The sequence below is a fragment of the Thalassospira sp. MCCC 1A01148 genome, assembly GCF_001613795.1.
Classification (GTDB): Bacteria; Pseudomonadota; Alphaproteobacteria; order Rhodospirillales; family Thalassospiraceae; genus Thalassospira.
Map to the genome: position 1 here is coordinate 1 of NZ_LPVZ01000011.1, position 3,844 is coordinate 3,844.

At 57.3% G+C, this 3,844-nt stretch carries 1 protein-coding gene; it reads right to left on the minus strand.

What is annotated here, in order from left to right; all coding sequences use genetic code 11:
* A partial coding sequence (locus AUQ43_RS20415; RefSeq protein WP_232310566.1) for an Ig-like domain-containing protein occupies window positions 1–3,844 on the minus strand: 3,844 nt, incomplete at both ends.

Sequence of the window (3,844 nt, forward strand, 5' to 3'; positions counted from 1 at the left end):
ACCACCGACATCCACAGTAATCGAGCCCGTTGAGGTGGCAACATCAGATCCATCGGCGGAGTTTGCCGTCACCCCAAGATCGAATGATCCGCTGAAGTCATCCGGCGGGGTAATGCTCAAACCGTCAAGCTGATCAGAACTCAGTGTCCACGTACCATCACCATTGTCGGTGCCAGCAGACAGCGTTGCACCATCCGGAACCCCGGAGATGGTCACCGTCAGCGTTTCGCTGGAGTCCGTCAGACCGGCATCAATATCGAGCGCAATCGCGCTATCTTCGTTACCCGACGCATCCGATACATCGAGGGTCGGGGCGTCCGCAACACCAGTCACATCGACGGTGATGCTGTCGGTGGCTGTCGCAACATCCGAACCATCCGCAGACGTCGCGGTCACCCCAAGATCGAACGATCCGCTGAAGTCATCCGGCGGGGTGATGCTCAAACCATCAAGCTGATCAGAACTCAGCGTCCACGTGCCATCGCCATTATCGGTACCGGCAGACAGCGTTGCGCCCTCAGGCACACCACTTATCGTGAGTGTGAGAGTTTCAGAGCTGTCAGCGAGACCAGCATCAATGTCGAGGGCAATCGCAGAGTCTTCGTTGCCCGACGCATCCGATACATCCAGCGTTGGCGCATCGGCGACGCCATCGACATCAACCGTTATAGATCCTGTCGTAGTCGCAACATCCGAACCATCCGCAGACGTCGCCGTCACATCAAGATCAAACGATCCACTGAAATCATCCGGCGGCGTTATGGTCAGGCCGTCAAGCTGATCAGAGCTCAGTGTCCAGGTGCCGCCGCCATTATCGGTACCAGCGGATAGCGTTGCGCCATCCGGAACACCACTTATTGTGACTGTGAGGGTTTCAGAGCTGTCCGTCAGATCTGCATCAATGTCGAGGGCAATAGCACTGTCTTCGTTACCTGACGCATCGGATAGATCGAGGATCGGCGCATCTGCAACGCCAGTAACGTCGACGGTGACGCTGTCGATGGCAGTCGCGACATCCGAACCATCCGCAGACGTCGCCGTCACACCCAAATCAAACGAACCGCTAAAGTCTTCAGCCGGCGTGATGCTCAAACCTTCAAGCTGGTCAGAGCTCAGTGTCCACGTGCCGTCACCATTATCGGTACCGGCAGAAAGGGTCGCACCGTCCGGCACACCACTTATCGTGACTGTGAGGGTTTCAGAACTGTCCGTCAGACCTGCATCAATATCGAGCGCAATAGCACTGTCTTCGTTGCCCGACGCATCGGATACATCCAACGTAGGTGCATCGGCGACGCCATCGACATCCACCGTGATTGAACCGGTTGAGGTGGCAACATCCGAACCATCGGCAGACGTCGCGGTCACACCAAGATCGAATGATCCGCTGAAGTCGTCAGTCGGTGTAATCGTAAGACCGTCAAGCTGATCGGAACCCAGCGTCCACGTACCGTCGCCATTGTCGGTACCGGCAGACAGAGTTGCACCATCCGGAACACCGGAGATGGTCACGGTCAGGGCTTCAGAGCTGTCGGTGAGGCCTGCATCAATGTCGAGGGCAATGGCCGAGTCTTCGTTGCCGGACGCGTCCGATACATCCAGTGTCGGCGCGTCCGCAACACCATCAACATCAACCGTGATAGATCCTGTCGTAGTCGCAACATCCGAACCATCCGCAGACGTCGCCGTCACACCAAGATCGAACGATCCGCTGAAGTCATCCGGCGGCGTAATGCTCAAACCGTCAAGCTGATCGGAACCCAACGTCCATGTGCCATCGCCATTGTCGGTACCGGCAGAGAGGGTTGCGCCATCAGGCACACCACTTATCGTGACTGTGAGAGTTTCAGAGCTGTCGGTGAGGCCTGCATCAATATCGAGCGCAATCGCACTGTCTTCGTTGCCGGACGCATCGGATAGATCGAGGATCGGCGCATCGGCGACGCCATCGACATCAACCGTAATAGATCCTGTCGCGCTGGCAACGTCTTCACCATCAGCAGACGTCGCGGTAACGCCAAGATCGAACGAACCACTGAAGTCATCCGGTGGCGTGATGCTTAAACCGTCAAGCTGATCAGAACTCAGTGTCCACGTACCATCACCGTTGTCGGTGCCCGCAGACAGCGTTGCACCATTAGGCACACCACTTATCGTGACTGTGAGGGTTTCGGAGCTGTCGGTGAGACCGGCATCAATATCGAGCGCAATCGCGCTATCTTCGTTACCCGAAGTATTCGATACATCCAGCGTTGGCGCGTCTGCAACACCAGTAACATCGACAGTGATGCTGTCGGTGGCAGTCGCAACATCTGAGCCATCGGCGGAGGTCGCCGTCACACCCAGATCAAACGATCCGCTGAAGTCTTCAGCAGGCGTAATACTCAAACCATCAAGCTGGTCAGAGCTCAGTGTCCACGTGCCGTCACCATTGTCGGTACCGGCAGACAGGGTCACGCCATCCGGAACACCGGAGATCGTCACGGTCAGCGTCTCGCTGGAGTCCGTCAGACCTGCATCAATGTCGAGCGCAATGGCGCTATCCTCGTTGCCCGAAGCATCGGACACATCCAGCGACGGCGCATCGGCAACGCCATCGACATCAACCGCTATAGATCCTGTCGTAGTCGCAACATCTGAGCCATCGGCGGAGGTCGCCGTCACACCTAGATCAAACGATCCACTGAAATCCTCAGCCGGTGTAATCGTCAAACCGTCAAGCTGATCGGAACCCAGCGTCCATGTCCCGTCGCCATTATCGGTACCGGCGGACAGGGTCGCGCCGTCCGGAACACCGGAGATGGTCACGGTCAGCGTCTCGCTGGAGTCCGTCAGACCTGCATCAATATCGAGCGCAATGGCGCTATCTTCGTTGCCCGACGCATCCGATACATCCAGCGTCGGCGCGTCTGCAACGCCATCAACATCAACCGTGATTGAACCCGTCGTAGTCGCAACATCTGAACCATCAGCAGATGTCGCGGTCACGCCCAGATCAAACGAACCACTGAAGTCTTCAGCCGGGGTGATAGTCAAACCATCAAGCTGGTCAGAGCTCAGTGTCCAGGTGCCATCGCCATTGTCGGCACCAGCGGACAGCGTCGCACCATCCGGAACACCGGAGATCGTCACGGTCAGCGTCTCGCTGGAGTCTGTCAGCCCTGCATCAATGTCGAGGGCAATGGCGGAGTCTTCGTTGCCGGACGCATACGATACATCGAGGGTCGGCGCGTCCGCAACACCATCAACATCAACCGTGATAGATCCTGTCGTAGTCGCAGCATCCGAACCATCCGCAGATGTCGCCGTTACACCAAGATCAAACGAACCGCTAAAATCATCCGGCGGGGTGATGCTCAAACCGTCAAGCTGATCAGAGCTCAGCGTCCAGGTGCCGTCGCCATTATCGGCACCGGCAGATAGAGTTGCGCCATCCGGAACACCCGAGATGGTCACGGTCAGCGTTTCGCTGGAGTCCGTCAGACCTGCATCAATGTCGAGCGCAATGGCGCTATCTTCGTCACCTGAAGCATCACTGACGTCGAGCGTCGGGGCATCCGCAACACCAGTCACATCGACGGTGATGCTGTCGGTGGCTGTCGCAACATCCGAACCATCCGCAGACGTCGCTGTCACCCCAAGATCGAACGATCCGCTGAAGTCATCCGGCGGGGTGATGCTCAAACCATCAAGCTGATCGGAACCCAGCGTCCAGGTGCCATCACCATTATCGGTACCGGCGGACAGCGTTGCGCCCTCAGGCACACCACTTATCGTGACTGTGAGAGTTTCAGAGCTGTCCGTCAGACCTGCATCAATGTCGAGGGCAATAGCACTGTCTTCG